This is a genomic window from Lentzea fradiae (genome assembly GCF_900100955.1).
In the GTDB taxonomy this organism is placed as follows: Bacteria; Actinomycetota; Actinomycetes; order Mycobacteriales; family Pseudonocardiaceae; genus Lentzea; species Lentzea fradiae.
Map to the genome: position 1 here is coordinate 565,847 of NZ_FNCC01000001.1, position 25,197 is coordinate 591,043.

The following is a 25,197-nucleotide window of genomic DNA, read 5'->3' on the forward strand; positions in this document are numbered from 1 at the left end:
CTGATAACCATTGGTAGCGGGATGGTGGTCCGCGTCAACGTCGACGGAAGGACCGCACGTGGTCGCCCCTTTCGCTCTCGCCACCGTTTCGACGGCGCGCGGCACCGCCGAGGACTCGGAGGTGCCCGCCCTGGTCGTCGACATCGACGGCTCACCGCGCTGGCACGACCTGTCCGGCACCGCCCCTTCGGTGCACGCCCTCCTGCGGGACTGGGACGCCGTCCTGCCGCGCCTGCGCGACCTCGCGGCGGAAGCGAAGACACCGCTGGACACCGAGGACCTGCGCGCCCCGCTCGCTCCCGGCCAGATCCTCCAGGCCGGCGCCAACTACCGCACGCACGTGATCGACCTGGCCGTCAAGCACTCGCCGGACCGTCCGGAGGACGAGGTCCGGGCTGAGGTCGGGGCCCTGATGGACCGCCGGATCACCGGTGGGGAGCCGTACATCTTCATCGGCCTGACCTCGTCGGTCACCGGCCCGTACGACGACGTCGTGCTGCCCGCGTACTCGCAGCAGCACGACTGGGAGCTGGAGCTGGCCGTCGTCATCGGCCGCGAAGCGTTCCAAGTGGACAGTGCGGACGCGTTGGCGCACGTCGCCGGGTACACGATCGCCAACGACCTCACGACCAGGGACCTGGTGTTCCGGCGGGACATGCCGGAGATCGGCAGCGACTGGTTCCGCGCCAAGAACGCACCGGGCTTCACGCCGCTGGGTCCGTACCTCGTGCCCGCCGAGTTCGTGCCGGAGCACCCGCGGGTGCGGCTGGATCTCAACGGCGAGGTGATGCAGGACGAGTCCACAAAGGACATGATCTTCGACGTCGCCGCGCTGGTGGCCGCGGCGTCCAGGACCGCCGTGCTGCGACCGGGTGACCTGCTGCTCACCGGCAGCCCGGCGGGCAACGGCATGGCGCACGGCCGGTTCCTGCGCGCCGGTGACGTCATGACCGGTTCGGTCACCGGCCTCGGGACGCAGCGCACCCGAGTGGTGGCCCCGAAGACGGGAGAGGACGCATGAGCGCCGTGCGGTCGGTGGGTGTCGTCGGCGGCGGGGTCGCGGGGTTCGCCTCCGCGATCCTGCTCGCGGAGGCGGGGGTGGAGGTCGACCTCGTCGACGCCAAGCCCGACCTCGGCGCGATCGGCTCCGGGATCACGTTGCAGGGCAACGCGTTGCGCGTGCTGCACCGCCTCGGGGTGTGGGACGGCGTGCAGCGGCTCGGCTTCGGGTTCGACACGCTCGGTCTCCGCGCCCCCGACGGCACGGTCCTGGCCGTCATCCCGGACACCCGCACGGGCGGGACGGACCTGCCGGCGACCGTCGGCATGTACCGGCCCGACCTCGCGGTGCTCCTCGCCGCCCGCGCCACCGAGCTGGGGGTGCGGGTCAGGACGGGTGTCGCGGCGACGGCGCTGGCCCAGGACGGCGACACCGTCGATCTGTCCACTTCGGACGGCGAGAGCAAGCGGTACGACCTGGTGATCGGCGCGGACGGCGTCCGGTCGTGGACGCGCGCCGCCGCCGGGGTCGAGCTCACCACCGAACCGGTCGGCATGGGCATCTGGCGGGCCTTCACCCGGCGGCCCGAGTCGGTCACCCGCACCGACCTCACCTACGGCGGCGCGGCCTACATCGCGGGCTACTGCCCGACCGGCGAGGACTCCCTCTACGCCTACCTGGTCGAGGACGCGCAGGACCGCTCCGGGCTGAGCCCGGACGAGCGCCTCGCGACGATGCGCGCGTTGGCGGAGAACTACGGCGGTCCCTGGGAGGACATCCGCGCGCACCTCACCGACCCGTCCCGCGTCCACTACACCTGGTTCGAGGAGCACCTGCTCGACGGACCCTGGCACCGCGGCCGCGTCGTGCTGATCGGGGACGCCGTGCACTGCTGCCCGCCCACGCTCGCCCAGGGCGCGGCGCAGGCGCTGGAGGACGCCTTGGTCCTCAGCGAGCTGCTCACCACGCACGACTCTCTCGGCGACGACCTGTGGGCCGAGTTCTCCTCGCGTCGCCTGCCCCGCGTCCGCGCGGTCGTGGAGGGGTCGGTCCAGCTGTGCCGCTGGCTCCTCGCGGGGGAGCGCGGCGACACCCAGGCCCTGATCGGCCGGATCACCGGCATCCTCTCGGAGGCACCGTGACAGACCAGCAGAACGTCGCTGTCGTCGACGTGCACGCCCACTGCCTCGTCCCGGCCGTCGAGGAACTGGTCGCGGGACGGCCGGGGCTCGCCGAGCAGCAGGCGCTCGACGTCGTGCGGAACGGCGCCGAGTCCATGCGGGTGTCCGGAGTGATGGTCCGCGACGCGCTGCCGTCGCTCACCTCGGTCGAGCAACGGCTCGCGGACATGGACGCCGCCGGTGTCGATGTGCAGGTCGTGTCGCCGTCCCCGTCGCACTACCACTACTGGGCCGATCCGGACCTGGCGACGCGGGTGTGCCGTGCGGCGAACGACGGCCTCGCCGGGCTCGTCGCGTCGGCGCCCCACCGCTTGCAGGGCCTCGGTCTCGTGCCGCTGCAACATCCCGGCCTGTGCGCGGACCTGCTCGACCACGCGGTGGGGCTCGGGCTCAAGGGCGTGGAGATCTCGTCGTTCGCGCCGGGGGTCGAACTGTCCGACGACCGGCTCGACCCGTTCTGGGCACGGGCGGCCGAGCTGGGAGCACTGGTGTTCCTGCACCCGTTCGGCTGCTCCCTCGACGCCCGGCTCGACCGCTTCTACCTGTCCAACACCGTCGGGCAGCCCGTGGAGAACGCCGTGGCGCTCTCGCACCTGATCTTCGGCGGCGTGCTGGACCGCCACCCCGGGCTGCGGGTGCTGGCGGCGCACGGCGGTGGCTACCTGCCCACCTACCTCGGGCGTTCCGACCACGCCTGGCAGGTGCGGCCGGAGGCGCGCGGCTGCGCGGAACCGCCGTCGAGCTACCTGCGCAGGCTGTGGTTCGACTCGCTCGTCCACACGCCGGGCGCACTGCGCGCGCTCGTCGCCGCGGCCGGGGCCGACCGCGTCCTCCTCGGCTCCGACCACCCCTTCGACATGGGCGTCGCCGACCCCGTCGCCCGCCTCGACGCCGCCGGCCTGGACCCGGCCGACCGCGCCGCGATCGCCGGCGGCACCGCACTGGAACTGGGGCTCGTCCCCGGGAAGGAGTCGTGATGACCGAACGGCTCATCACCCACCTGCGCCACGTCGACCTCGCGGTGCCGGACCTGGCCTCGCAACGGTCGTTCTACACAGGACAGTGGGGCCTCACCGAGGTCGCGACGGACACCGGTTTGTCGTTCCTCGCCGCGGAAGGCTCACCGGAGCAGTACGTCGTGCGGCTGCGCCAGGCCACCGACAAGAGGATCGACCTCATCGCGTTCGGCGCGGCCACGCCCGCCGACGTCGACAAGCTGGCGCAAACGCTGGCGCGCAACGGGGTCAAGCTCGTCTCGGAGCCCGGCGCGGTCGTGACACCGGGCGGTGGCTACGGGTTCCGTTTCTTCGACAACGAGGGCCGCACCGTCGAGGTGTCCGCCGACGTCGCCCTGCGCGCGCACCGCAAGGTCGAGGAGGGCGAGTCGATCCCCGTCCGGCTCTCGCACGTCGTGATCAACTCGTTCGACCCGGAGGGCACCGTCGCCTTCTACGAACGCCACCTCGGGTTCGCGCTCTCCGACATCCTCACGCACCCCCGCATGGGCAACATGATGTGGTTCCTGCGCTGCAACGACTGGCACCACAGCTTCGCCGTCGCCCGCTGCCCGCACCCGTCGCTGCACCACGCGAGCTTCGAGATGCGCGGCATCGACGAGTACATGCGCGGCACCGGCCGCCTGCTGCGCGCGGGCGTCGAGAAGATCTGGGGCCCCGGCAGGCACAAGGCGGGCAACAACACGTTCACCTACTTCCTCGACCCGCAGGGCAACACGGTCGAGTACACGACCGAGCTGGAACGCCTCGACGAGGACACCTGGCACCCCGGGCTGCACGACATCACCGACCCCGCGGTGTCCGACCAGTGGGGCACCGCCAACCGCATGGACGAGTTCGTGGCCGCGAAGTCGTTCAACGACCCGGACCGGGGCCTCTTCCTGGCCCCGCCCGTCTGATGCGGTTCGCCACCGTCGAGGAGCCCGGCGGCGCGGTCCGCTGCGGCGTCGTCGACGGGGACACCCTGCTGCGCCTGCCGGAGGGGACCAGCGTCCTGGAGCTGCTGCGGTCCGGCACGCTCCTCGACGCGGGGGCGGCGGCCGGTGACCCGATCTCCTTGGCGGGACTGCGGTTGCTGCCCCCGGTCGAGGCCCCGACCGTGCGGGACTTCGCGGCGTTCGAGGAGCACGTCGAAGGCATCGCGGGTGCGGTGGACGACGCCTGGTACGCCGCGCCGACGTTCTACTTCACCAACCCGTACGGCCTCGTCGGCGCCCACGACGACGTCGCCGTCCCGCCGGGGTGCGAACGGCTGGACTTCGAGCTGGAGGTAGCCGCCGTCATCGGCGTCGCGGGCTCCGACCTCACCCCCGGCGAGGCACGCCACCACATCGCCGGGTACACGATCCTCAACGACTGGTCGGCCCGCGACCTCCAGTTCCGCGAGATGGCGGTCCGGCTGGGTCCCTGCAAGGGCAAGGACTTCGCGACGACGCTCGGCCCGTTCCTCGTCACCGCCGACGAGGTCGAGCCGCACCGCGACGCCGACGGGTTCCTCTCACTCGGCATGACCGTCGCCGTCAACGGCACGGAGATAGGCCGCGACCTGTTGTCCAACATGAGTTGGCCGTTCGAGGACCTGGTCGCCTATGCGAGCCGTGGCACCGAGGTGCGTCCCGGTGACGTCCTCGGCTCGGGCACCTGCGGCAACGGCGGCTGCCTCGCCGAGCTGTGGGGACGCGGCCGGGACCTGCCGCCGCTCGTGCCCGGCGACGTCGTGACCATGACCGTCGACGGTCTCGGCACCATCGCCAACACCGTCGTCGCGGGCGCCGACCCGCGCCCGATCCCGGTGGCACGCCGCCGGGGCCGGCGCAGGCCCTCAGGCCCCACGACGACGTGAGGTGCGGACGGCCACCGCCGTACGGGTGAGGACCTGCTGCGACAGCGCCTCCGGTGCTGCGCGCTACTCCTCGAACAGCAACGGCGTCACCTTCCGCGCCAACGCGAGCGGGTCACCGTCCGGGCCGGGGTCGAGGTTCCCCGTGTTCCACAACGTCGCGAACCCGTGCACGAGCGACCACGCCGCGACGCCCGCGACCCGGCGGTCCGGACCGGTCCGTTCCCCCTCGACGTCCGCGACACCACCGGCGAGCGCGGCGCCTGCCCGCTCCCGTGCGGCGGTCAGGTCCGGGTCGTCGGGGTGGTGCAGGTCCGGCCGGAACATCACCTCGAAGTGCGCCTTGTGCTCCACGGCGAACCGCACGTAGGAGACGCCCAGCTCGGCGAAGGAACCGGTGCGGCCGCGGGTGTCGGTGAGCGTGTCGGCCAGGAGCGCGAACCCCTCGGCGGCGAGGGCGGTGAGCACGCCCGCCTTGTCCTTGAAGTGGTGCACGGGGCCGGCGTGCGAGACGCCGACGCGGCGGGCCAGGTCGCGGAGGCTGATCCCGGCGGGGCCGTGCTCGGTGATCGCGTCGACGGCGGCGGCGAGGACGGCGCGGCGCAGGTCGCCGTGGTGGTACGGGGGCACGAGCCCGATCTTACCGTTGACAAGATCGGGCGGCCAGGTCAATCTTGTCAGTGACAAGATTCAGAACCGTGGGGGAATGGCATGGCTCCGTTCATCGCTTTGGTCGTCGTCACGTCGGCGCTGCTGCTCATCGGCGCGTTCGGGGTGCGGCGGGTTGGTTCGTTGCCGGTCGCGTTGCGCGGCGGGCTGACGGTCATGTTCGTGCTGACCGGGGGCGCGCACTTCATCGGGATGCGCGAGGAGCTGATCTCGATGGTGCCGCCCGCGCTGCCCGCGCCCGGCCTGCTGGTCACGGTGACCGGCGTGCTGGAGCTCCTCGGCGCCGCAGGACTGCTGTGGTCGCGCACGGCCGGTTGGGCGGCGGCCGGGCTCACCGCGATGCTCGTCGCGATGTTCCCGGCGAACGTGCACAAGGCGCTCTCCGGGGACGTGCCGTGGGACGACCAGCTCGTGCCGCGCACGCTGATGCAGGTGGTCTTCCTGGCCGCCACCGTCACCGTCGCGCGGCACCACCTGAAGCGGCCGGAACTCGCGCGCCACTGACGCGTCGTCCGGCCGCACTCGCCGGTGGATGCTTAAGGTGTGCTCCCCCGACCGAGTTCAGGAGCACACCATGCAGGCGGAACTGGCCGCTGTCGCGCACGACCTCGTCGCCGCGGTCGAACCCGGCTTCGGCCACCTGACGCTGCGCGCGTCCTGCGGCGGCGGCGGAAGCACCCACCGGCTGACGGCCGGACCGTCCGAACAGGACGTGTTCGCGCCGCTGGAGAGCCTGCGCGAGGTCGGTCTCGACCGGCCTGTCGTGTTCGAGATGCGGGTCGAGGAGAACGGCACCTTCCAGGCCGTCGCCACCAGGGACATCATCCAGGTCGCGTCCCTGCTCCCGCCGACGTACACGATCCTGCTGAAGCCGCCACCGCGGCGCGAGCGGCGGGAGGTGTCGACGCTCGCCGAGGTGGAGAGCGTGATCGGGGTGTCGCTGCCGCCGGAGCTGCACGACCTGCACGCGGGCCGGGCGCGGATCGACGAGGACATCACCCTGTACTCGCCCGACGACATCGTCCTGACGTGGCAGAGCTGCCTCTCGACGGAGGAGGAAGACCCGCGCGACTGGGAGACCCCGGTGCTCTACGCGGGGCCGCCTGACGCCGTGCGGACCGTGCGGTTCCACCCGAGGTGGGTTCCGTTCGGCTACAACGACTGGGGTGACGCGCTGTGCGTCGACCTCGCGCCGGGGCCGCGCGGACGGGCCGGGCAGGTGGTCCAGCTCGCGGGTGAGGGGCCGCTGACCTACCTGGCCGACTCGGTCGCGGGCCTGGTGCTGCCGGACTCCTACCCTGGAACGAGAGGGCTGAAGGACAGCTTCACCGTGGCCGACCGCGGGCTGGAAGGGATCGCGGCGCTGCCGGAGACGGTGCAGTCGCTCACCTTGCGCGAACCGGGCGACCTCGACTTCGGGGTGCTCGCCCGGCTGTCCTCGTTGCGGGAGCTGCGGATCACGCGCGGCGGGTCCGTCCGCCTCGGCGCGCTGGCACACCTCCCGTTGCGGCGGCTGGAGGTGAGCGGGTACGAGATCGAGCTGCCGGTGTGCGAGACGATCACCGCTCTCGTGCTCGACGGCGCGTTCGTCGACCTGCCGCCGCTGCCGAACCTCCGCGTGCTCGACGTGTCCAAAGCGGAGGTGGACGTCGAGTATCTGCCGGAGGTCGACTACCTGGTGATGAACGCCGCGCAGTGGCGGCGCTGCTCGACGAGTCCCGCCGCGGCCACGCTCACCGGGGAGTCCTCGCTGGCCGGTGCGCTCGCGTGGGCGCGGGAACGCGGCGTGGAGCTGCCGTACGAGGTGGTCAGCGGGCGGGTCTCGGCCACCTGACGGCCCATTGGACCCGGCCTCACCGACACCGGCCGAGCACTCCGCCGCAGGCTCTGCCTCCTTCTCCCGCCAGCCACCCACCCGCGCGTCCCCCACCCAGGCGGTCCCGCCCACTCCGCGTGACGCGGCTTGGGAACGCGGGGGCCCTACGTTTCCCTACATGGGACGTAGGGCCCCCGCGTACTACACGGGAAACACGAAAGAGAGTCGCGAACCGGGCGGGGCGTTACGGACGGCAGTGACGGAAGCGTGCTTAGGATGAGGCGGTGGTGGCGCTGCTGCGGTCGGTGTGGGACGAACCCCGTCCGGTGCGCGCGGCCGCGCGGCTGTGGTGGGACTGGGTGCTCGTCGCCGTGCTCCTGGGGCTCGCCGTGATCGAGGCGGTGGTCCGGTCCGAGCCGGGCGGGCTGGTCGTGGCGGTGGTGCTGCTGCCGTTGCTGCTGGTGCGCAGGGACAGGCCGCTGGTCGCGGTCGCCGCCGCGTTCTGCGTGGCCGGGGTCGCCGAGGTGGTGCTGGGGCGCGAGCCGGAGCTGAACGTCCTCGTCTTCATGGTGCTGTTCCCGTACGCCCTGTTCCGTTGGGGGTGCGGCCGGGAGGCGGTGCTCGGGGCGGCGGTCATGCTCGCCAAGATCGGGCTGTCGGCGGTGCTGGGGCACGTCGGCGCGGGTGACGCGGTGGCGGGGGTCGCCGTGCTGGGCGCGTCGGGTGCGCTCGGGGCGGCGGTGCGGTACCGGGCGAAGGCGCGGGCACGCGAGTTCGAACAGGTCAAGCTGCTCGAACGCGAACGGCTCGCGCGCGACCTGCACGACACGGTCGCGCACCACGTGTCGGCGATGGCGATCCGGGCCCAGGCGGGGCTCGCGACGGCGGCGGCACGGCCGGAGGCGGCCACCGAGGCGCTCCGGCTGATCGAGTCGGAGGCGTCACGGGCGCTCGCGGAGATGCGCACGATGGTGCGCGCCCTGCGCCGCACCGAGTCCGCGGACCTGGCACCCAGCCCGTCCGTCACCGACATCGCGCTGCTCGCGAGCCCGGGACGACCGGGACCGGAGGTGGACGTGCGGATGGACGGAGACGTCGGCGAGCTCCCCAAATCGGTGGGGACAGCGCTCTACCGCCTCGCCCAGGAGTCGGTCACCAACGCGCGGCGGCACGCCAGGAACGCCACCCGCATCGACGTCCTGGTGACCGTCGACGACACGGCGGCGCACCTGCGGGTGAGCGACGACGGCGACACCGGCGGCACCCGCGGGCCCGGCCGGGGACACGGGCTGATCGGCATGCGGGAGCGCGCCGACCTGCTCGGGGGCAGCTGCGAGGCGGGGCCCGGTCCCGGCCGGGGCTGGACCGTGACGGCCGTGCTGCCGCTGGCGGGAGCGGGCCGGTGAGCGTCACCGTCGTCGTCGCCGACGACCAGGAGATCGTCAGGACGGGACTGGCGATGATCCTCGGCGCCCAGCCGGGCATCGAGGTCGTCGGCGAGGCGCGGGACGGGCGGGAGGCCGTGGAGCTGGCCAGGCGGCTGCGCCCGGACGTGTGCCTGTTCGACGTCCGGATGCCCGGCCTCGACGGCATCGAGGCCACCCGCCTGCTCGCCGGCCCCGGTGGTCCCGCCGTCGTCGTGATCACCACGTTCGACCTCGACGAGTACGTCTACGCCGCCCTGCGCGCGGGCGCCAAGGGCTTCCTGCTCAAGGACGCCGGTCCCGACCTGCTCGCCCAGGCCGTGCACGCCGCGGCGGCCGGTGACGCGCTGATCGCCCCGAGCGTCACGGCCAGGCTGATCGAGGCGTTCGCCGACACCGCGCCCGCCGGTGCCGCCGCGCAGCCGGTCGACCCGCTGACCGAACGGGAGGAGCAGGTCCTGGCCGCCGTCGCGAGCGGGTGCACCAACAGCGAGGTGGCCAAGGAGCTGCACATCACGCTCAGCACGGTCAAGTCCCACATCACCAGCCTGATGGCCAAGATCGGCGCCAGGAACCGCGTCGAGATCGCGATCTGGGCCTACGAGACCAAGCGCGTGCGCGGCGGGGTGCGGCAGCGGTCAGCCGAAAGTACGACGACGGCGCCGGACCAACGGCCGGGATGATCGCGGCCCTTCTTCCGATGAGCTGACACCACCTCCCGCGCCACGATCTGGCGCATGACCTCGACGACGACACGGGACCGGCTCATCCCGGCCGCCATCATCCTGTTCAGCCTCGTCCCGGTGCTCGGCGGCGCGCTCCGGCTGGCCGAACTGGGCGGCGGCGCGGACATCACGCCGGACAACGCGCGGTTCTTCGCCTCACCGCTGCCCGTGGTGCTGCACGCCGTCACCGTGAGCGTGTACAGCGTCCTCGGGGCCTTCCAGTTCGCACCCGGTTTCCGCCGCCGCAGACCGGGGTGGCACCGCGCGGCAGGACGCGTTCTGGTCCTTTGTGGACTCCTGGGGGCGTTGTCCGGCCTGTGGATGACGGTCCTCTACCCGAAACCGGCCGACGTCGGCGCGTTCCTCACCGGAGTCCGCCTGGTGTTCGGCACCGCCTGGGCGGTGTTCATCGTGTTCGGCGTCGCCGCCATCCGCCGCGGGGACGTCGCCGGGCACCGCGCGTGGATGGTCCGCGCCTTCGCGATCGGTCTCGGCGCGGGCACGCAGGCCGTCGCGCTCGGGTCGTGGATCGCCGCCTCCGGCCCGCTCGGCCAGCTCACCAAAGCCGTGCTGATGCTCGGTTCCTGGCTCGTCAACCTCGCCATGGCGGAGTGGGTCGTCCGCCGCCCGGCCCTCGTGAAGGGGAACGCCCGATGAAGGCGATCGTGCAGGACAGGTACGGCTCACCGGACTCGCTGGAGCTCCGCGACGTGGAGCCACCCACCGCCTCCGGCACCGAGGTGCTCGTGCGCGTGCGCGCCGCCTCGGTCAACGCCTACGACTGGCACGTGATGCGCGGAGATCCTTACCTGGCAAGGCTCACCGGGATCGGCGTGACCGGCCCCGGCAGGAAGGTCCGCGGCCGCGACTTCGCCGGCACGGTCGAGGCGGTCGGACGGGACGTGCGGCGCTTCCGCCCCGGCGACGAGGTGTTCGGCGACCTCGGCACCGCGGACGGGGCGTTCGCCGAGTACGTGTCCGTGCCCGAGGACCTCGTGGAGACCAAGCCCGCCACCTGGACGTTCGAGCAGGCGGCGGCGGTACCGCTGGCCGGGTTGACCGCGCTGAAAGGCTTGCGCGACACCGGAAAGCTCCGGCCGGGCCGGCACGTCCTGATCAACGGGGCGTCCGGCGGCGTCGGAACGTTCGCGGTGCAGATCGCGAAGGCCCTGGGCGCCACCGTGACCGCCGTGTGCAGCGCCCGCAACGCTGGGCTGGTCGCGTCCGTCGGTGCCGATCACGTCATCGACTACACGCGGGAAGACTTCACCCGTGGCGGCATCCGGTACGACCTCGTCTTCGACCTGGTGGGCAACCACTCGCTGACCGGGTTGCGCCGGGCGCTCACCCCCGGTGGAACGGCCGTGCTGTCCGGCGGGGGAGTGTTCGACGGTGGCAGCCTCACGGGCCCCATGTGGTTGATGATGAAGGCGAAGCTGGTGGCGCCGTTCGTGCGGCAGCAACTGGTCGTGCTCACGACCGCTCCGGATCGCGAGGCGCTCACGGCACTGCGGCAGCTCGCCGAGGCGGGCGACCTCACCCCGGTCATCGACCGCACCTACCGGCTCGACGAGGTGCGTGACGCCCTCCGCTACGTCGAGACCGACCACGCCCGCGCGAAGGTCGTGATCACGATGTGAGCGGTCAGCGGGTCTCGCTCACCAGGGACCCGCGCAGCGCGTCGAGCTGGTCGGCGCCACGGGTCCCCGGCGCCGCCGTGTACGTGACGATCCGCAGGTCTGCGCCGGGCACGGTCAGCACGTCGCAGTCCAGCGTCACGTCGCCCAGCTCCGGGTGGCCGATCGTCTTCAGATCCCCGGCCAGCTGCTCGATCCCCGCCACCGGCCACAGCTCGCAGAAGAACGGCGACGTCTCGCGCAGGTCGTCCACGAGCGCGCGCAGGCCGGGGTCGGCGGGGTAGCGGGACAGGGCCTCGCGCAGGTCGGCGACGATCGAGGTCTCGAACGCGTACGGCCCGGCCGCCGACGTGATCGGGCGCAGGGACCAGCGGCCCTCGCCCGTGCCGAAGAGAGCACGCGCGAGGTTGCGTTCGGCGGGGGGCAGGACGGACGGGTCGCCGTGCAGCGCTGTCCACATGTCGTTCCACCACAGCAGGCTCCAGTCGGCGGCGAACACGCCGATGGGGAGGTCGCCGAGCCGGTCCACGAGCCGGTGGACGCTCGGTGGCACGCGGGTGCCGACGGTGCGGTCGCGGGGCGCGAGCAGGCCGGCCGCGCGGAAGAGCTGGTCGCGTTCGGTGGTGGTGAGCCGCAGTGCGCGGGCGACGGCCGCGACCACCTGGGGCGACGGGTTCGTGGCGCGGCCCTGCTCCAGGCGCAGCACGTACTCGACGGACAGGCCCGCCAGCTCGGCGAGCTCCTCGCGGCGCAGTCCCGGTGCGCGCCTGCGGGCTGACCGCGGGTAGCCCGCCTCCGCCGGGTCGAGCCGGTCGCGCCAGCCGCGCAGCAGGGCGCCGAAGGTCAGGTCGCTCACTCCTCCATGATCGCACCGGGCATCTCGTGCGTCTCGTGCACCACGGTCACCATGCGGGCCAGCGCCGCGCGCATGTAGCGGGTCCACAGCGGCTTGAACGGCCCGGCGACGATCCAGCGGCGGCCCCGCAGCGGCCGGAAGTCGTACGTCCACCGGATCGACGTGCCGCTGCCGTCCGGCAGGAACGACCACTCGCCGCGCACGCCGGAGACCAGCTTGGCCAGCACGTTGGTGAACCCGCTCAGCTCGTAGGCGAACCCGTGCCCCGGCACGACCTCGGTGAGCTGTTCGGCGGCGTGGGAACCGTCGGTGAACCAGGTCTCGCGGGACTCTCCCCGCCGGTCCCAGTCGCCGGTCTGCTCGCGCACCCCGGCGACGCCCGGGAACGGGCCCCAGCGCTGGAACACCAGGGAGAGGTCGATCGGCACGATCACCCGGTGGGTGTGCGCGGGGCTGGTCGTCGTGCGGGCGAAAACGGTGATCGGAACGCTCTTCGTCGTCATGTCCGAAGCTTGGGGCGTTGTTCGTGCCGCAGGCAGATACCTGCCAGTACCCACCCTCACGTCTCGTGCGTGAGAGGGTGCGGGACGACGGCTTTCCGACGATCGCAGCTCACGTGTCCCAAGGGGAGGTTTTCTTTTGACAGGCCGGGTGACCGAGTCCGTCGAGCGGGCCGAGGACGTCCTGGCCCTGGCCCGGTTGGCCGCGGAGCCGGACGCGGTGGGCGCGATGCTCGACTGGCTCGCGGACCGCACCCGCGGCACGGCGGCGTTGCTCGACGGCGAGGGCAGGACCCTGGCGACGCCCGCGAGACGGCCCGCTCCCGATCCGCCCGTGCTGGCCGGGGCCGCCGCCTCGGTGGCGGAGATGCGCCGTGACGGCACGTCCTCCGCGGTCGTCGAAGGCGAGTCCGGCGCGGTCGACGTCGTCCGGCTGGGCGCCGGAGCGGGGCCGTACCTGGTCGTGACGCACCGGGCGCAACGGCGCGGCGGGGTGCAGCTCACCGACGCCGCCCGCATCCTCGGCCTGTCCTGGCGCGCGGCCGAGGCCGACCGCACCCGCCGCCGGGTCGCGGCGGCGGAGGCGCGCAACCGCGAGGCCGTGCTCCACCTGCTCATGATCGGCAGCTTGGCCGCCGCGCGGCGGATCGCCGCGACCCTGGGGCCCCGGCTGCCCGACGCGGCGCGCGTGCTGGTCGTGGAGTGCCCGGCGGGCCGGCGCCTCGAGGTGGCCGGTCAGGTCGACAGCTTCGCCCGCGGGCGCGCGTGGATCGTGCCCTGTCCCGTCCGGCCGGGACACCTCATCGCGCTCGTGCCCCCCGACCCGCCCGGCCGCGCCCGCCCGCAGCTGGAGCTGCTGGTCGCCGGGCACGTGCCGGAGGCGCGGGTCGGCGCGAGCCGGGAGGTGCCGCTGCACGACACCGCCGCCGGGTACGAGCAGGCGTTCCACGCCCTCGCGGTGGCACGCGGCGTGCCCGGCCGGTACGCCCGGTTCGACCGGCACACCGACCTGGCGCCGTTCCTCGGCGACCGCGGCTTCGCCTGGGCCGCCGGGTTCCTGGCGCCGTGCCTCACGCACGTGCCCGCCCGGCGCGCCGACCCCGGCGCCGAGGAGCTCCTGGCCACGCTGAACTCGTGGCTCACCTTCGACACCGGTGCCAGCCGCCACCTCAAGATCCACCGCAACACGCTGTCCGCACGGCTGCGCGTCCTCGACGACCTGCTCGGCCTGGACCTCACCCGTGTCGCCGACCAGTCGGCGGCCTGGCTCGCCCTGCGCCTGCACGTCGCCCGGCCGCACCCGGCCGCACCACCGGACGTGGACGAACCGGGCGCGCTCGGCGACCTGCTCGCGACTGAGGCCGCCGTCGTCTGGGCGCGGTCGCTGGTGCGTCCGGTGCGTGAGGCGGGGCTCCCGGCCGCAACGGAGACGGTGCGGGCCTGGCTGCGTGCCGACACCAGGCTGAGCACCACCGCGTCGGCGCTCGGCATCTCCGCGCCCGCCGCCCGCAAGCGGCTGACCAGGGTCGAACACGCGCTCGGCCGGTCCCTGCTGCACTCGCCCAGCGTGCGACACGAGCTGTGGCTCGCGCTGCGGGCGCTCGGCGAGCTCTGACCCCGTTCACTGGTCAGCGGGAAACCGCCGCGGCCGATCACTGTGCAGTTCGTGACTCGCCCGGCCGGGTGGAGCCTCGTTACGGTCGAACCGGCCGCCGGGGGGGCGGTGGCCGGGCCGGAGGTAGCAGGGGGAGCTCCGCACAGGAGCGGCTCCGGCCGTGGCGGGAACGGCCGTCCGACCGGCCGCACAGGTGGGGGTCTGCGACGGCGAGGGTCCGGACGGCGTTCCCGCCCCGACAACGGTCCGCGAGATCATTGTTCGCACCTGATCATCTCGGGTTTCCAGGAATGGGACGCGGAATTTGACTGGACCATTCGGGAAACTCGTCGCGGCCGGGTCCTGGGGCGCGAAAAATATCGACAACGCGTGACCATCAGGCGTGAGACGCGGTTACTCGCCGTATTATTCCGCGTCCGGTCATAACGCCGCGACCCGCTGTGGCGATACGTGCAGTGCCGGTGCCGCCGCCACGCAGGGGAGAAGCGGATGAACAATTCGGTCGTGGCTTCCAGCGTGGAATCCGCCCGTCGTTTGTTCGCGGACAGCGAGGCCGCCAGAACGCTGTGCGAGGAGCTGGCCGCGGACCGGCGGACCGCCAGGGTCGTCACCGTCTCCGGCCCCGGCGGCACCGGCAAGAGCACGCTGCTCGCCCTGCTCTCCTCGATCACCGACGACGCCGTCTTCGTCGACGACGCCCACGAGCTCGGCGAAGCCGAGATGACCCGGCTCGCACGACTGGCCGGCGACCGCGACACCACGCTCGTCGTCGCGCACCGCCCGTGGCCCGTCGTAGCGGGCCTGAACTCGCTCCCGCTGACCCAGCACCCCGTCCTCCTGGAACCGCTCAGCCGCGCCGCGACCGCCCACCGCATAGCCGAGCACGTGCGGACCTCCCCTCCACACGCCCTGGTCGACGACGTGTGGCGGCGGACCGGCGGCATCCCGTCGCTGGTCATCCCGGTTGCCGAGGCGTTGCGCGACGGCGACCGAGTCCCCGCCGACGTGATGGACGAGGTCCACCGCATGGCCGGCCGCGTCCCCGCCCCGGCGCTGCGGGTGCTGGCGGCGGTGGCACTCGGCTGCCCGCCCGGCCTGCTGACCGCCGTGCTGGGTGTGCCGTCGCCGGAAGCCGCGGTGGAGTGCGCGCGGGCGACCGGCCTGCTCACCGCCGACGGGACGCTCGTCGAACTGGCCAGGGAGGCGGTGCTGGACCGGCTGCCGGTGGCGCAGCGGTGGGACGTCGAGGACCGGCTGGCGCTCACCCGGCCGGCGCGGCGCGGGCCGGTGGGGGACGCGGTGCGGGCGGGGGGAGTGCCGGGCCATGACCTGGCGGGGGTGCTGCGGCTGCCGGTGAACGGCGCCGACGGCTCAGCGGATGCGGTCGGGCTGCCGGTGGACGGTGTGTCCGGCCATGATCCCGCGAACGTGGTGCGGTTGCCGGTGGCGGGCCAGGGCCCGGCAGGTGGCGTGTCCGGCCTGGGCTCGGCGAATGTGGTGACGCTGCCGGTGAACGGCGCGTCCGGCAGCCCGGCGGACGCGGTGACGCTGGACGCCCGGCGGGCCGAGGAGGCTGTCCTGGCCGGGGACCTCGACGCCGCGCTGGCGCTCGCCGAACCGGCGTTGGAGCACCCGGACGTGCCGACGCGGGCGCTGGCCGCGGCGGTGAGCGCCACGGCGCTGGCCCACCGGGGCATGGCCGCCGAGAGCGCCGCGCTCTACCAGTGGCCGGAGCCGTCGGCGAGCGCTGTGCCGTTGCTGGTCGGGCTGGGCAGGCTCGCCGAGGCCGAGCTGGTGACCGGTGCGGCGGTGGCGGACCACCCGACTGTCGACGGTGCGGTGCGCGATCTGATGGCGCGCGGGGTGCTGGACTCGGTGACCGGGTCGCCGGTGTCGGCTTTGTCGGAGTTGTTGCGGGCCGCCGCGTTGCTGGGGCAGGGGGGACGCACGGCGCTGCTGCCGGACACCCCCGCCGCGCTCGCGGCGCTGGTCGCGGTGCACCTCGGGGAGCTGGACATCGCCGCGGCCGTGCTCAGCGGAGCGAACGCCGGGCTCGGTGAACAGAAGCGGCACGTGTTGTTGCTCAGCTGGATCTCGATGGTGCGCGGGGAGTTCGAACGGGCGGGGGCCGGGCTGCGGGAGGTGGGACCCGGGCCGTTGGCCGACCCGCGGGACGAGCTGTTCGCCGCGGCGATCGAGATCGGCATCGCCCGCAGGCTGGGCGCGCACGCCGGGGTGGCCGAGGCGTGGCCGCGGGCCAGGGACGCGGTCATGCGGTACCCGGTCGACCTGTACGTGCTTTTGCCGATCGGGGAGATCGCCGTCGCCGCCGCCCGGCTGCACGCCGACACGTGGACCGCGCCGCACCTGGAGGGCGCGGAGGAACTGCTGGAGCGCATCGGGCATCCGCCGTTGTGGTCGGCGCCGTTGCACTGGTACGGCACGCTGGCCGCCATCGCCGCCGACTCACCGGCACGGGCGGCGCACCACGCGTCGGTGTTGCGGAAGGCGGCCGGCTGCGGCATTCCGCTGGCCGAGACCCTCGCCGAGGCGGCCCACTGCTGGCTGCGGGTGCTGGGCGGCGACGTCGACCCGCGTGCCGTCGAGCACGCCGCACGCGGCCTGAACGCCGCCGGGCTGGTCTGGGAGGCCGCGCAGCTCGCGGGGGAGGCGGCCATCCGCACCCCGGACCGCCGCACCATGACCGCGCTGCTGACGTGCGCCCGGTCGTTGCGGGAACGGACGAAGGAACCCGCGCCCGGCGGCAAGCCCGACGCCGGCCTGAGCAGGCGCGAGGTCGAGGTGGCCGAGCTGCTGCTCGCGGGCATGACGCACCGGGAGATCGGCGAGAAGCTCTTCATCTCCGCCAAGACCGTGGAGCACCACGTCGCCCGCATCCGGCGGCGGATCGGCGCGGGCAACCGGGCGGACCTGCTGGCACAGCTGAAGGTCTGCCTCGCCGCCCGGAACGACGACCAGCTCAGTCGTCGCTGAGCCGGTTCACGACTCCCTCGCACGTGCGCACCACCACGCGCGCCAGGTCGATGAACGCCCTGCTGGACAACGGGCTCTCGGCCCACCGCTGCCAGCGCGCCAGGGTGTCGAGCGCCGCCTGGCGTTGTGCCTCACGACCGGCGTCCGGGCGCAGCGCCAGACGGGACCACGGAGCACCGCCCTCGCCACCGAGCAGCCGTTCCGCCTCCGCTTTCGCCTCCGCGGGCATCTGCACCGCACCGGAACGGAGGACGCCGATCGTGCGCAGCTCCGCGAGCTCGTGCGCGTCCGCGAGCAGGCGTTCCACAGTGGACAGCAGCCGGGCCGACTCCGGGCACTTCCGCTCCCGCAGCACGGTGTCGAGCGCCAGCAGCGCCGACCGGGCCTTCAGCAGGTCGCGCCGTTCGGCGAACAGCACCGAGAGCGTCTCCCGCAGCTCGTCCAGGCCGCTGCGCCGCACCAGCTCGGCCGACAGCCGCGGCGGGTCGTCGAAACCCTGCCGGATCAGCACCGTGGCGAGCCGGATGCCGAAGAGCCCGAACCGGGAGAGCAGCGCCGCGTGCCCCTCGCCCGCCCGCGTGAAGCGGTCCACGGACAGCAACGCGGACTCCAGCTCGTTCCTGGGCGCGGCGGCCAGCGCGGCGAGCGCCGTGAACTCGTCCTGCCGCAGCGTGCGGGCCGTCTGCGCGATCAGTCCCGCCACCGGGACGACGGTCTGGCACAGCTTGCGCAGCCGCGGGTCGGCGCGGTAGCGCTGGGCGATCTGCCGCGCCGACATCAGCGAGTCGATGCGGCCGACACCCATCTCGTCCGCCCGCGACAGCACGGCGATCGTGTTGACCGGGGTCGCCCGCGCCGCCCCGCGGTCCTGAAAGGACTCCAGCAGCCTCAGGTCCGCGCGGTGCAGGTGCCGCATCAGGTAGATCACGGCGTCCGCCTCACCGGGGGCGTCCTCCGGCGCCAGGAACCGGACGGCGGACGCGGCGATCTCCTCCGAGACCGACGCGATGCCGGGCGTGTCGATGAGCGTCGTGTCGCGCAGGCCCTGCGTCGGCCAGTCGACGGTGAGCCGGTCGACGGACTCGGGCGCCGCGCCGAGGTCGATGCGCAGCGCGCCGCCGTCACGGCTCACCGGCAGCTGCCGCGGCGGCCCTTCCTTCGGGTGCAGGGTGATGCGCGGGCTGTGGCCGTGCCGGTACCAGGTCACCACCCGCGTGCACTCGCCGGAGTCCGTGGGCGCGATCTCCTCGCCCACCAACGCGTTGAGCAGCGTGGACTTGCCCGCCTTGACCTTGCCGGAGATCGCGACGCGCAACGGCTCGTCCATCCGGTCGAGCTGGCGGCGCAGCAGGTCCGCGGTCTCCTGGTCGTCCCGGTGCGCCTCGATCGCCTCGCGCAGCACCGACCGCACCTCTCCCGTCAGGCTGCTCACGAGGCGGACCCGACCGGCTCGGCCAGCGCGTCCGCGGCGGCCGCGAGGTGCGCGACGCGCTTCAGCTCCGCCCGCACGTCCAGCAGCCGCTTGTCGCGTTCCTCCCTGCCCGCCTCGGCCGCGCTCTGCGCCGACCTGATCGACTCGCCGAGCGACCGGGACAGCTCACCGGCACGGGTGGTGAAGTGGTCGCGCAGGTCGCGCTGCAACTCGCGCAGCAGGTCGCGGGAATCCTTGCCCAGCTGGAAGACCACGTCGTCCAGCGACCGCCGCACCGCGGCCTTGGCGTCGGCGCGCCGCTTCTCCAGCATGCGTTTCCGTTCGTCCTTCACGACCTTGCCGCCCAGCAGCACACCGGCCGCGAGGGACAGCGGGTTCAGCAGCGCCAGCCCGCCCACCGTGCTCAGCATGCCGACCATCAGCGTGCCGCCGTAGCCGCCGCGGACGCCCACCAGCAGCTTCTTGCCGAAGCCGAAGCTCTCCGGCGCGTCGAACGCCAGCGGGACCGCGCGGCCGAGCGTGCTGTCCGGGTCGCGCGAGTGCAGGTCGGGCAGCACCTCGCCGCCCTCGTCGGCGAAGTGCTCGCCGACCTGCCCCGCAAGCCATCGGGCGCGCTGGTGCGTCCAGACGAACGTCGCCGACGCCGCGGCCGACACCCGTTGCCGCACCCAGCCGGCGAACTGCTCCTCGACCAGCGCCGGGTCGATCCCGTCCAGCTCGGCCTCCGCCTCCCTGGTGATCTGCCGCATCCGGTCGCGCAGGTCGAACTCGACGTCGGAGATGAGGTCGGCGATGCCGTCGCCGAGCGTCTGCTGCCAGCGCGCGGACCGTTCCCGCAACGCGTCCGCGCGCTGCTTGGCGACCTGCAACCCGCCCACCAGGTCCGTGGCGCCCTCCGGGTCGCGCAACGCCGTCAGCTCCGCCTCCATCGACGTCGTCAGTTGCAGCACCACCGCCCGCACGTCGTGCGCGACGGACCGCCGCGCCAGGTCGGCGGCCCTGCCCACGATGCGTTCGCGCAGGTGCGTGAGCAGCTCGGGGAACCCCGACTCCTGGTTGAGCGCCTGGTCGGTCGTCCGGACGGCGTGCAGCCGCAGCGTGGACGACACCGGGAACAGCTCGGCCGGGACGTCGGCGGTGGCGAGGTGGGCGCGGTCGCGGTCGGCGACACGCCGCCAGTCCGGGTACAGGTCGATCTTGGTCAGCACGCACACCACCGTCGGGCACACCCGCGCCGCCTGACGGAGGAACTCCAGCTCGGTCGCCGTGTACTCCTGCGCGGCGTCGGACACCACGACCACCGCGTCCGCGGCGGGCAGCGCGGCCATCGTGACGGCGCCGTGCACCGAGCCCAGCCCGCCGACGCCGGGAGTGTCCACCAGGCACAACCCGCCGGCGAGCACCGACCTGGGCAGGCCCACCTCCGCCTCCCGCAGCCCGCGCCGGTTGCCCGGGTTGCCGGCCTCGGACACGTGGTCCTCCAGCCGGTCCACCGCGACCCCGGTGCGGGAGCCGTCCTCGCCCACGAGCGTGGCACCGGGCTCGTCCGCGTACCGCACGGCCACCGGCACCGCGGTCGCGACGTCGTCGTCCACCGGGCACACCGGCGCGTTCACGATCGCGTTGACCAGCTGGCTCTTGCCCTGCTTGAACTCACCGACGACGAGGACGCGCACGGCCGGGTCCAGCAACCGGTGCCTCGTGAGCGCCAGCCGGGCCGCGAGGTCCTCGCGCCGGTAGGCGTCCACCGCCTTCAGCGCGAGGTCGACGACCTCGATGGGCGTGCGTGTGCTCACCCACGTCTCCTTTCTGGACACGCGAGTCCGCGTCACCCCTCGGTGGAGCCGGGGTGACGCGGGCTCGTCACGTGGTCCCAAGGGGACGACATCTCCCAGGACGCCGCCACTCGGAACGATGGCTGGTCCGGCGAGTCGTCAGATGACCACCACGTCCACGTCGAGCTCGTTGTCGGACAGGATGTCCGTGCTTGTGTTGAGCGAGTCGTCGATGGTGAAGGAGTCCTCGACGTCGACGCTGGAGTCCGGGTTGAAGGAGTCGTTGACGCTCGCGTCGGGGTTGAACGAGTCGTTGATGCTCGCGTCGGGGTTGAACGAGTCGTTGATGCTCGCGTCGGGGTTGAACGAGTCGTTGATGCTCGCGTCGGTGTTGGTGGTGGTCTCGACCTCGCTCGTGAACGAGTCCTCGACGGTGAACGAGTCCTCGATATCGACCTCGACGCTGTTGTCGACGCTGTTGTCGATGTTGTTCTCGACCTCCGTCTCGACCTCGCTGGTGAACGAGTCGTCGATGTCGACGTCCGGGTTGTAGGAGTCGTTCGTGCTGTTGTCCTGGTTGTACGAGTCGTTGGTGCTGTTGTCCTGGTTGTAGGACCCGTTGGTGTTGTACGACCCGTTGGTGCTGTTGTCGCTGTTGTCGGTGTCGTGCGAGTCGACCTGCGTGGTCGTGCTGCCGTTGGTCGCGACCGCGACGTTGCCGGAGCCGAAGTTGTCGACATCGGTGGAGGAGTCGTTGGCCTCGTAGTTGCCGGTGGCCGTCCCGTCGCCGACCACGACGGCACCACCGGTCGTCGCCGAGGCGGAGCCCACGTGGTTGACGTTGTTGCCGTGGCCGACGACGTTGCGGTCACCCGTGGTCACGGGGCCGTCGATGTCGTCGCCGGCGGCCACGGCGCCCTCGCCGGACGCGATCACCGGGTCGTTGTCGAACCACTGCAGGACGTCGCCCTGCGCCCAGATGTTCTGGTTCACCGAGTTGTCCAGCACGGTGTTGTGGCTGTCGCTCCACGAGTAGTGCTGCGTGATGTAGTTGATCTCCCGGATGGCCCCGTCCATGCCGTCGTGGTCGTGGCCGCCACTTCCGCCGTGGCCGCCGCCGTGGGAGGGCGGCGGCGGGGGCGGCGGGGTGTGGTGCACCTGCATGCTGTTGCCGCCGCCGTTCAGCTCGCGGGCGAACGAGTTGCTCTGCGCGGTCTGCACGTTGTCCACGATCAGCGGTCTCGCGTCGCGGACGTCGTCGCCGCAGAGGTCCTCGAACCCGTTGTCCCGCAGCATCTGCTGCGGCTGGGCGTGGAACTCGGCGCGCGCTTCCTCGTTGCTCAGCAGGCTGAGGATGAACTGGAGAAGGCTCATGTTGGTCATCGGAGGCACCCATCTGCTCGGAGGCTGATGACGGTACGTAGCGCGCCCGGCCGCGCCATCGGGATGACGCCCCAGTTCGCGGTGATGACCCGTTGGGGGCTTCGGCTGCTCCGTTAGGGGATCGCGCTGAGCGCAATTAGGGGACGAACAGGCTAATGAGCGCGCCCTTTCGGTCGATGTGGTGGGTGGGGCAACGGCGATGTCGTCGCACGACGTGACGGCTCCGCCGATGACTTTCCGTGATTTCCCGGTGCTTGATCGGAGGCGACGCGCGGATGTCCTACGTGCTTGGTGTCGACCTGGGAACGACCTTCACCGCGGCCGCGGTCTGCCGGAAGGCCGCGGGGGAGTGGGGGAAGGCCGAGGTGCTGCCGCTCGGTTCGAGGGGGAGCGCGACGGGGTCGGTGCTGTTCCTCGGCGCCGACGGGTCGGTGCTGGTGGGCGAGGCGGCCGAGCGGCGCGCGCTGACCGACCCGCAGGCGGTCGCCAGGGAGTTCAAGCGCCGCATCGGCGACCGCACGCCGCTGCTGGTCGGCGGCCGGCCGCACACCGCCCACGCGCTGGCGGCCCGGCTGGCCAGATGGGTCGTCGACCGCGCCACCGAACGGGAGGGCGGCTCGCCCGACAGGCTCGCCGTCACGCACCCCGCCGGGTGGGGCGAGCACAAGAAAGGACTGTTCGCCGAGGCGCTGGCCGGCGTGGGGCTGGGCGACGCCGTCCTGGTGCCCGAACCCGCCGCCGCCGCGTTCGAGTACGGCGCCGCCGAACGCGTCGAGGCCGGCCGCACCGTGGCCGTCTACGACCTGGGCGGCGGCACGTTCGACGCCGCCGTGCTGCGCAAGGTGGACGACAGCCGGTTCGAGCTGCTCGGCGAACCCGCCGGCGCCGAACGCCTGGGCGGTGTCGACTTCGACGAGGCGGTCTTCGAGCACGTGCGGGCGATGTTCGCCGACGGGCTCGGCGACCTCGCCCCCGACGACGAGGTGGCGATGTCCGCCGCGGCACGGTTGCGCCGGGAGTGCACCGAGGCGAAGGAGGCGCTGTCCACCGACACCGAGGTCACGATTCCCGTGCTGCTGCCCGGCGTGCAGGCGCGGGCGCGGATGACCCGCGGCGAGTTCGAGGCGCTGGTCCGCCCGGCGCTGGAGGAGACCGTCGAGCTGCTGCGCGGCACGGTCCGGTCGGCGGGGCTGGCCGAGGCGGACCTCGACGCGGTCCTGCTGGTCGGCGGTTCCTCGCGGATACCGCTGGTGAGCCAGCTGCTGTCGGACCAGCTGGGCCGAGCGGTCGTCGTCGACTGCGACCCCAAGAGCACCGTCGCGCTGGGCGCGGCCAGGAGCGTCGTGCCCGTCGAGGAGGCCGCGGTCCCGGTGACCGCCGCCGCGGAGCCGCCGCCCAGGCCGGAGGTGGCCGACATCCCGCTCGTGCTGACACCACCCGAGCGCCGCCGGAAGCTGCTGCGCCCCAGGGTTCTCGTCGGTGCGGCGGTGCTCGCGGCGGGCGGGATCGTGCTCGCGGGCGGACTCCCGGTCGCGGTCGTCCCCAACGGACTCACGTCGCCGTCGACCGCCCCCGCCGCTCAGGCGCCGGGGGACCAGCCGCAGACGCAGAAGCAGAGCACGCCCGTGGCGCAGACGCAGCAGGGCCGGCCGAACCCCGTGGCCCAGCCCGGCAATCGCAAGGCGAGGGGCGGGCCCAACATCCCGGACGAGGGCCTCACGTCCAACGAGCCCGCGGCTCCCGGCGCGACCACGACCTCGCGGACCTCCACCACGACGTCGCAGGTGTCCGCCCGGCACGACACCACGGGTACCGCGCAGGACCGGAGCGAGGAACCGGCTCAAGATCCGACCGAGGACCCGGCCCAGGATCCCACTCAAGATCCGACCCAAGAGCCGCCGATGGACACGCCCCCTGTTCAGGAGCCGCCGTCCGTGACGCAGGAGCCGCCGCCGGTCGACCCGGCGACGACCACGCAGGACCCCGTGCCGACGACCCAGGACCCGGTGCCCACCACCACCCAGGAACCGCCGGTCACGAGCGAGGAGCCGCCGGCGGATCCGGCGCCGACGACCTGATCCGGTCGGGGAGGGAACGCGGTGGACAGTCCTGTCCGGACTGTCCACCGCGTTCGCCTGTGCGACGGGTCCTCGCCTCCCGCGGGAGACGAGGACCCGTGACGGCAGCCGGGTGGTTTGTCGGAGCACCCACTGCCGGGATTCGGGGCGTGTCCTACTTGGACGGTGCGTGGAGCCCGCTGCCGCCGGCCCTGGCGGCGTCGAAGCGGCGGGTCACGTCGGCCCAGTTCACCAGGGACCACAGCTTCTGGACGTAGTCGGGCCGCACGTTGCGGTACTGCAGGTAGTACGCGTGCTCCCAGGCGTCGAAGACGAGCACGGGGGTGGTGTTCATGCCGACGTTGCCGTGGTGGTCGTAGACCTGTTCCACGACCAGGCGCTGCGACAGCGGCTCCCAGGCCAGCACGCCCCAGCCGGAGCCCTGCACGAGGGACGTCGCGGCGCTCAGCTGCTTGGAGAAGGCGTCGAACGAGCCGAAGTGCTCGTCGATGGCCGCCGCGAGCTCGCCGTCGGGGCGGTCGCCGCCGTCGGGGCTGAGGTTGTCCCAGAACATCGTGTGCAGGACGTGTCCGGACAGGTTGAAGGCGAACGTCTTCTCCAGGCCGACGATGCCGGAGTAGTCGTCCTTCTCGCGGGTCTCGGCGAGGCGTTCGAGCATGTCGTTGGCGCCCTTGACGTAGGCCGCGTGGTGCTTGCTGTGATGCAGCTCCAGGATCTCGCCGGTGATCGCGGGCTCCAGCGCCGCGTAGTCGTAGGGCAGGTCCGGCAGCACGTACTGGGTCATGGGCTCTCCGAGAACGACTTCGTGGTGGCTGTTGCAACTCTTTCGCAATTGCAGATCATTGGCAAGTAGGTGATCGACCGCGACTGCCTTGATGACTTCAGTGTTTGCTGAAAACGCACCTTGCGTCCCGCGCGGCCGCCGGGGTGAGGACAAGATCGGGGACGTTGCTCCGACCAGGCGACACGCCCACAAGATGTGGGTGTCGATCAAGTCCGGCCGCCCATGTATTGTGCCGCGAAGCTGGTTCGGCCGGTCCTCCAGATCGGTCGTCGCAAGAGGGAACCCGGTGTGAGTCCGGGACTGCCCCGCAGCGGTGAGTGGGAACGAAAGCCGTCATCGAGCACTGGACGCCGAAGGTCCGGGAAGCGACGGCCGGTAGGAGCCTGTCGGCAGGCACGCCCACGAGTCCGAAGACCTGCCAGCACCCCGCACGCGAGCACGTGTGCGGGGCGTCCAGGGCCCCGAGGGAGGG

General features: G+C 72.8%; 21 protein-coding genes and 1 riboswitch. Of the genes, 14 read left to right on the top strand and 7 right to left on the bottom strand.

The window, feature by feature from the left end; translation table 11 throughout:
- Positions 1-58 precede the first annotated feature (58 nt).
- The 5 genes from BLT23_RS02665 to BLT23_RS02685 are packed head-to-tail and all read left to right on the top strand — an operon-like array spanning position 59 to position 5,040.
- On the top strand, positions 59-1,021 hold the full coding sequence (locus BLT23_RS02665; RefSeq protein WP_090045107.1) for a fumarylacetoacetate hydrolase family protein: 963 nt from the start codon (positions 59-61) through the stop codon (positions 1,019-1,021).
- Entirely contained in the window at positions 1,018-2,142 is a 1,125-nt protein-coding gene (locus BLT23_RS02670) for an FAD-dependent monooxygenase (RefSeq protein ID WP_090045109.1), read from the top strand. The genes BLT23_RS02665 and BLT23_RS02670 overlap by 4 nt, the downstream gene beginning before the upstream one ends.
- Positions 2,139-3,158, top strand: coding sequence for an amidohydrolase family protein (locus BLT23_RS02675; protein WP_090045112.1), 1,020 nt, complete (start codon positions 2,139-2,141; stop codon positions 3,156-3,158). The genes BLT23_RS02670 and BLT23_RS02675 overlap by 4 nt, the downstream gene beginning before the upstream one ends.
- Positions 3,158-4,096, top strand: a complete 939-nt coding sequence (locus BLT23_RS02680; protein WP_090045115.1) for a VOC family protein — start codon at positions 3,158-3,160, stop codon at positions 4,094-4,096. Before BLT23_RS02675 ends, BLT23_RS02680 begins: the two co-directional genes overlap by 1 nt.
- Positions 4,096-5,040, top strand: a complete 945-nt coding sequence (locus BLT23_RS02685) for a fumarylacetoacetate hydrolase family protein (protein WP_090045120.1) — start codon at positions 4,096-4,098, stop codon at positions 5,038-5,040. The genes BLT23_RS02680 and BLT23_RS02685 overlap by 1 nt, the downstream gene beginning before the upstream one ends.
- A gap of 63 nt (positions 5,041-5,103) precedes the next feature.
- Here the strand turns inward: BLT23_RS02685 and BLT23_RS02690 are convergent, their stop codons facing one another.
- Positions 5,104-5,667 (bottom strand): TetR/AcrR family transcriptional regulator, encoded by a 564-nt coding sequence (locus BLT23_RS02690; protein ID WP_090045123.1) that lies wholly within the window; start codon positions 5,665-5,667, stop codon positions 5,104-5,106.
- 81 nt (positions 5,668-5,748) lie between these two features.
- Here BLT23_RS02690 and BLT23_RS02695 point away from each other — a divergent pair, with 81 nt between their 5' ends.
- From BLT23_RS02695 to BLT23_RS02720, 6 genes are all read left to right on the top strand, one after another.
- Complete coding sequence (locus tag BLT23_RS02695) at positions 5,749-6,210, top strand: DoxX family protein (protein WP_090045126.1); 462 nt, start codon at positions 5,749-5,751, stop codon at positions 6,208-6,210.
- A 70-nt stretch (positions 6,211-6,280) separates the two neighbouring features.
- Complete coding sequence (locus tag BLT23_RS02700; RefSeq protein WP_176946558.1) at positions 6,281-7,540, top strand: SMI1/KNR4 family protein; 1,260 nt, start codon at positions 6,281-6,283, stop codon at positions 7,538-7,540.
- Positions 7,541-7,806: 266 nt separating this feature from the next.
- The gene (locus tag BLT23_RS02705; protein WP_090045130.1) at positions 7,807-8,928 is read left to right on the top strand and encodes a sensor histidine kinase; all 1,122 of its coding nucleotides are present in this window, start codon (positions 7,807-7,809) and stop codon (positions 8,926-8,928) included.
- Positions 8,925-9,629 (top strand): response regulator transcription factor, encoded by a 705-nt coding sequence (locus BLT23_RS02710; RefSeq protein ID WP_143035785.1) that lies wholly within the window; start codon positions 8,925-8,927, stop codon positions 9,627-9,629. Before BLT23_RS02705 ends, BLT23_RS02710 begins: the two co-directional genes overlap by 4 nt.
- Before the next feature lie 54 nt (positions 9,630-9,683).
- Positions 9,684-10,328 carry a DUF2306 domain-containing protein gene (locus BLT23_RS02715; RefSeq protein ID WP_090045134.1) on the top strand — a complete coding sequence of 215 codons (645 nt, stop codon included), beginning with the start codon at positions 9,684-9,686 and terminating at the stop codon, positions 10,326-10,328.
- Complete coding sequence (locus BLT23_RS02720; RefSeq protein ID WP_090045137.1) at positions 10,325-11,311, top strand: NAD(P)-dependent alcohol dehydrogenase; 987 nt, start codon at positions 10,325-10,327, stop codon at positions 11,309-11,311. The genes BLT23_RS02715 and BLT23_RS02720 overlap by 4 nt, the downstream gene beginning before the upstream one ends.
- A gap of 4 nt (positions 11,312-11,315) precedes the next feature.
- Here the strand turns inward: BLT23_RS02720 and BLT23_RS02725 are convergent, their stop codons facing one another.
- Together BLT23_RS02725 and BLT23_RS02730 are read right to left on the bottom strand one after the other, a co-directional pair.
- On the bottom strand, positions 11,316-12,164 hold the full coding sequence (locus BLT23_RS02725) for a helix-turn-helix domain-containing protein (protein ID WP_090045140.1): 849 nt from the start codon (positions 12,162-12,164) through the stop codon (positions 11,316-11,318).
- Positions 12,161-12,667, bottom strand: coding sequence for an SRPBCC family protein (locus BLT23_RS02730; RefSeq protein ID WP_090045142.1), 507 nt, complete (start codon positions 12,665-12,667; stop codon positions 12,161-12,163). Before BLT23_RS02730 ends, BLT23_RS02725 begins: the two co-directional genes overlap by 4 nt.
- A gap of 148 nt (positions 12,668-12,815) precedes the next feature.
- Here BLT23_RS02730 and BLT23_RS02735 point away from each other — a divergent pair, with 148 nt between their 5' ends.
- Together BLT23_RS02735 and BLT23_RS02740 are read left to right on the top strand one after the other, a co-directional pair.
- Complete coding sequence (locus tag BLT23_RS02735; protein ID WP_218133606.1) at positions 12,816-14,279, top strand: helix-turn-helix domain-containing protein; 1,464 nt, start codon at positions 12,816-12,818, stop codon at positions 14,277-14,279.
- A gap of 504 nt (positions 14,280-14,783) precedes the next feature.
- Positions 14,784-17,273, top strand: a complete 2,490-nt coding sequence (locus tag BLT23_RS02740; protein WP_143035786.1) for a helix-turn-helix transcriptional regulator — start codon at positions 14,784-14,786, stop codon at positions 17,271-17,273.
- Here the strand turns inward: BLT23_RS02740 and BLT23_RS02745 are convergent.
- From BLT23_RS02745 to BLT23_RS02755, 3 genes are all read right to left on the bottom strand, one after another.
- Positions 17,260-18,705 (bottom strand): dynamin family protein, encoded by a 1,446-nt coding sequence (locus tag BLT23_RS02745; protein ID WP_090045148.1) that lies wholly within the window; start codon positions 18,703-18,705, stop codon positions 17,260-17,262. The genes BLT23_RS02740 and BLT23_RS02745 overlap by 14 nt on opposite strands.
- The gene (locus BLT23_RS02750; RefSeq protein ID WP_090045151.1) at positions 18,702-20,501 is read right to left on the bottom strand and encodes a dynamin family protein; all 1,800 of its coding nucleotides are present in this window, start codon (positions 20,499-20,501) and stop codon (positions 18,702-18,704) included. Before BLT23_RS02750 ends, BLT23_RS02745 begins: the two co-directional genes overlap by 4 nt.
- Before the next feature lie 138 nt (positions 20,502-20,639).
- Positions 20,640-21,854, bottom strand: coding sequence for an IniB N-terminal domain-containing protein (locus BLT23_RS02755; RefSeq protein WP_090045154.1), 1,215 nt, complete (start codon positions 21,852-21,854; stop codon positions 20,640-20,642).
- A 284-nt stretch (positions 21,855-22,138) separates the two neighbouring features.
- On the opposite strand from BLT23_RS02755, the gene BLT23_RS02760 reads away from it, so the two are divergent.
- Positions 22,139-23,941 carry an Hsp70 family protein gene (locus BLT23_RS02760; protein WP_143035787.1) on the top strand — a complete coding sequence of 601 codons (1,803 nt, stop codon included), beginning with the start codon at positions 22,139-22,141 and terminating at the stop codon, positions 23,939-23,941.
- 154 nt (positions 23,942-24,095) lie between these two features.
- On the opposite strand, the gene BLT23_RS02765 is transcribed toward BLT23_RS02760, so the two are convergent.
- The gene (locus BLT23_RS02765) at positions 24,096-24,725 is read right to left on the bottom strand and encodes a superoxide dismutase (protein WP_090045160.1); all 630 of its coding nucleotides are present in this window, start codon (positions 24,723-24,725) and stop codon (positions 24,096-24,098) included.
- A 224-nt stretch (positions 24,726-24,949) separates the two neighbouring features.
- Positions 24,950-25,162: riboswitch (cobalamin riboswitch) on the top strand.
- The last annotated feature ends 35 nt before the right edge of the window (positions 25,163-25,197 follow it).